Below are 3,521 nucleotides of genomic sequence, written 5' to 3'. Positions count from 1 at the left end.
GTGAGGAACTCGGCCAGGGTCACACTGAGGGCGAGTCCGATGACGGTCGGAATGCGCTGGGAGGTGGGGCGTCGCACCGGCTCCGCCGGCTTCTTACGCCATCCTCCGGTGATGCTGTAGATGAGCAGTGAGACGCCGACGACGACCTGCAGTATGTGAACGATCGTTCGCCCAATGTCGTTGGTCATGATGTCCGCCAGGGCGCCGAATCCGAGCATCAGGGCGATGCCGAGCCCGAGGTAGACCGTCAGTACCGTCGCCACGTAGATGGCCACCCGGGAGACGTAGCGCTCGGTCTTCAGCACGAAGTACAGGCTGACGGCGAGCATCGATGGACTCAGACTGTCCACGAGTGCCAGGCCGAAAATCGTTGCCAGAGTAATAGCCATCCATCAACCTCCCGTCGATCTATCGGGGTTGCTCAACGTACCAACTCGAGAGTCCGGGTCAGGTCCCCGAGGTTCTGGTGTGCGGTCTGCCGAGCGGCCACGTCCAGCTCGTCACCGGTCGGCGCCGTCTCGAACGCCCTCGCGACCAGCGGCGTGATAAGTGAGTCGATCCGGTGGAACACCTCCACCGGATCGATGCCGACGTCGCCGAACAGCGTCCACCACCATGCGTTGGCGGCACAGTTGGCGATGACTCCGGGAACCACCGTCACGCCACGCATCCCTCAGGGCGGCGGAGGCTTCCGCCGTCACCGCGGCGCTAGCGCCTTCGACGGCGTAGCCTGCTCGGACCTGTTCATGGTTTGGGGCATCGATGGTGAATGAGATGGCGGCTGGTACCAGGACATCGGCCTCAGAAGACAGCCAACCAGCGCGGGCCAGCGAACAGGCCGTGCAGCGCGAGCGGGTCGCAGACCGGACCAGCGCGGTGAAGTTAGCTGCGGTCACGTCCTGCTCGCCCACCTCGGCGGCTGAGCAGCGCGGCGTAGCCGGCGCGGACAGACTCGTTCTCGCTCAGGGCAAACGCTTCCCGTTCACCTGGCCCCGTGGGTGGGACGTCGCCGCTATCTACATCAGCCCTACACCACTTGCCCTGAGGAGCACTCGTGAGCACTGAGATCGATGTCCTTGTCCTGGGCGGCGCCGGCGTGGACACCATCGTCTACGCACCGCAGTTGCCCCTTCCGTTCGCTGACAGCTACATGGTGCCGGCGATCACGACGCGCGCGGGGCAGACCGGCGACTTCGTGGCGATGGCGGTCCACGCCCTGGGCCTGCGTACCCACCACGTCGATGTGATCGGCGACGACCACGAGGGCGACTTGGTCCGCGCCCTGCACGCCGAGCGGGGCATCCCGCTCACCGTCTCTGCGCTGCGGGCCGGTACCCGCCGTGCGGTCAACCTCGTCGCCCCTGACGGACGGCGGTTGTCCCTGTACGACAGCAGTCGATCCGAGGCGGGGGACCGGCTCCCGGTGGAGACGGTGACCGCCCTCGCCGCGGCGAGCCGGCACGCCCACGTGTCGATCACCTATCCGTGCGCCTTCGCCCTGCCCACGCTGCGCGCGGCGGGCGTAACCATCTCCACGGACCTGCACAACTGGGACGGCAACGAGCCGTACCACGAGGACTTCGCCTACGCGGCCGACCTCGTCTTCGTGTCGTCGGCCGCGCTGGCCGATCCCGAGCAGACGATGCGGCGCATCGTCGAACGCGGCCGGGCCCGCACGGTCGTTGCCACCGCCGGAGCCGAGGGGGCGTACCTGCTGGTCGACGGCGAGTTCAGCCATGTTCCGGCGGTCGATCCGCCGGCGCTGGTGGTGGACTCCAACGGTGCGGGCGACGCCTTCGCCGCAGGCTTCCTGTTCGGTTGGCTCGCGGGGGAGCCGGTGCGGCGGTGCGCCCTGTACGGCGCGATCTCCGGGGCCTACGCCTGTACCGTGGCGGCGACGAACGTCGACTTGATCGACCGGGGCGCGCTGCTCGCCCGGGCGGCGGAACTGGAGCCGTCCGCGGGTCGAGGCCGCCGCTGGTGACGGCGAGGCGTGGCGAGGACGGGACGGCCAGGCGCGTGCGTGGGGAGTGCCCGACGCGGCGGCGGCGCCGGCGGGGCTGTTGGCGGCGCTGCCCGTGGACGATGGGCCGAGCCCCGGCGCTTGCTCGGCGCGCACCCGGCGGCGGCGCGACGGACAGCCTTCATGCTTGTGCGGCCCGAAGCGGTCCGTCAGGGCCAGGTTCCGGACATCGTCGCGTGGCTGGGCGAGCGGGGCTTCGGCGTGACCGCCCTTAAGGTGGTGCGCTCGCACCACTGTCGGCTCGAGGAGCTCTACCGCTACACCCAGGTGAGGCTGATGGACCCCGGCGGCCGCCCGTTGTGGTGGTATATGCCGCGCTACTACCGACTCGGCCCGGCGGTGGCGCTCCTCCTCGACCGTCCCGGCGACCGAGTGGCTCTCCGAGCTCAAGGGGCCTTCCAACCCGGGCCTGTCGGAGCCCGGCCTGCTGCGGTACGAATTCGGCTCGCAGAACATGGTGATGTGCGTCGTCCACACGTCCGACCTGCCGGAGACGGCGGTGCGGGAGTCCTGCCTCTTTCTCGGCAGCGACGCGGTGGGTCCGTCCTGCGCGGTGCCGACGGCGGCACCCGCCGTGACCTGGCGCCGGCCGAGGTGGTCGATCGGCTGGTTGCCGGCGGTGGACCCACCCGGGCCGTGCGGCTGCCCAACTTCCACCAGGTTCTGGCTGGCCTACAGGCCCGGATCGTCCGGCGGAGCGCCAGCCCCACCTCCGATTGGGCGGCGCGGTCCCTCGAGCAGCTCGCTCTCGGATCCCGACTATGGCCGTCGTACGGCGGCACTGCATGAGGGTGGAGCCATCCGTCCGACGATGTCGGCGGCGTCGGTGTTCGTGGCGACGTGGTCGACCTCGTCGGGGCGGATGTTGGCGAATCTGCCGGTTTCGTGTGCGCTGCTCATCGGGTCATCGTGCCTGTTATGTAGGAAAGTCGGTCTTTCGGGGTCGGCTAGCTTTGATGTTGCGGGGCGGGCTGGTGGTGGTGCGTCGACATCCGCCTCTGGGTCACCCCTGTTGCGATCCCTTCAGGGGTGATGAGCGCCCCGAACCTTAAGTCGCAGGTCACGGCCCGCATTTCCACGGTCAAATACAGCCACGCTTGGCAGCGATCCGTCGGTAGCGCATCTGCGCTGGTCACAGTACTGCAGCCCACGAGAAGCGCGCAGCCCTTGAACCACCGCGATCTCCCACCGGATCGGCGGTAGTCATGCCGAGGCCTCCCCCTGCCCGGACGTGGCTGAAGCGTTGTCGGGCTTCACTTGATGCGTTACACGATGGCTCCAGCTGATGGATTAGACCGCGCGGAGTGGACCGGCACAGATCGTGATGTCGGATGCACCGCGACCTGGTGCGCCACATATCCGCTTCTGTCGATGTGGAGGTGGCGCAGCAACGAGAAGGCGCGAGTTAGTACTCCAGCCGGGGATTGTGATCACGGCTCGGTGAGGGCTTGCCGGGCGTAGTGGCTGGTCGTGGCTCGTGCTTGGTGACGGCGTCGGC

The 3,521-nt window shown here is 68.5% G+C and carries 4 protein-coding genes and 1 pseudogene; 2 read left to right on the top strand and 3 right to left on the bottom strand.

What is annotated here, in order from left to right:
• From B118_RS0124610 to B118_RS34015, 3 genes and pseudogenes are all read right to left on the bottom strand, one after another.
• The coding region (locus tag B118_RS0124610; protein ID WP_028193656.1) for a GAP family protein at nucleotides 1-329 on the bottom strand (329 nt) is incomplete at its 3' end.
• Nucleotides 330-421: 92 nt separating this feature from the next.
• Entirely contained in the window at nucleotides 422-661 is a 240-nt protein-coding gene (locus B118_RS0124605; RefSeq protein ID WP_155254313.1) for a hypothetical protein, read from the bottom strand.
• 19 nt (nucleotides 662-680) lie between these two features.
• A pseudogene (locus tag B118_RS34015) lies at nucleotides 681-896 on the bottom strand (hypothetical protein); the annotation flags it as partial.
• Between the two features lie 158 nt (nucleotides 897-1,054).
• On the opposite strand from B118_RS34015, the gene B118_RS0124600 reads away from it, so the two are divergent.
• Together B118_RS0124600 and B118_RS33760 are read left to right on the top strand one after the other, a co-directional pair.
• Entirely contained in the window at nucleotides 1,055-1,984 is a 930-nt protein-coding gene (locus B118_RS0124600) for an adenosine kinase (protein ID WP_028193655.1), read from the top strand.
• Between the two features lie 162 nt (nucleotides 1,985-2,146).
• Nucleotides 2,147-2,812 carry a nucleoside-diphosphate kinase gene (locus B118_RS33760; RefSeq protein WP_337588132.1) on the top strand — a complete coding sequence of 222 codons (666 nt, stop codon included), beginning with the start codon at nucleotides 2,147-2,149 and terminating at the stop codon, nucleotides 2,810-2,812.
• Nucleotides 2,813-3,521 lie beyond the last annotated feature (709 nt).

It is taken from the genome of Salinispora pacifica CNR114 (genome assembly GCF_000514775.1).
GTDB classification, from domain to species: domain Bacteria; phylum Actinomycetota; class Actinomycetes; order Mycobacteriales; family Micromonosporaceae; genus Micromonospora; species Micromonospora pacifica.
The sequence above is the reverse complement of the archived record's forward strand: the minus strand, read 5'-3'. Positions and strand labels throughout refer to the sequence as shown.

Bases quoted from the DNA above. Each gene is read 5' to 3' on its own strand.
- B118_RS33760 (WP_337588132.1), top strand. From the start codon at position 2,147: ATGCTTGTGCGGCCCGAAGCGGTCCGTCAGGGCCAGGTTCCGGACATC.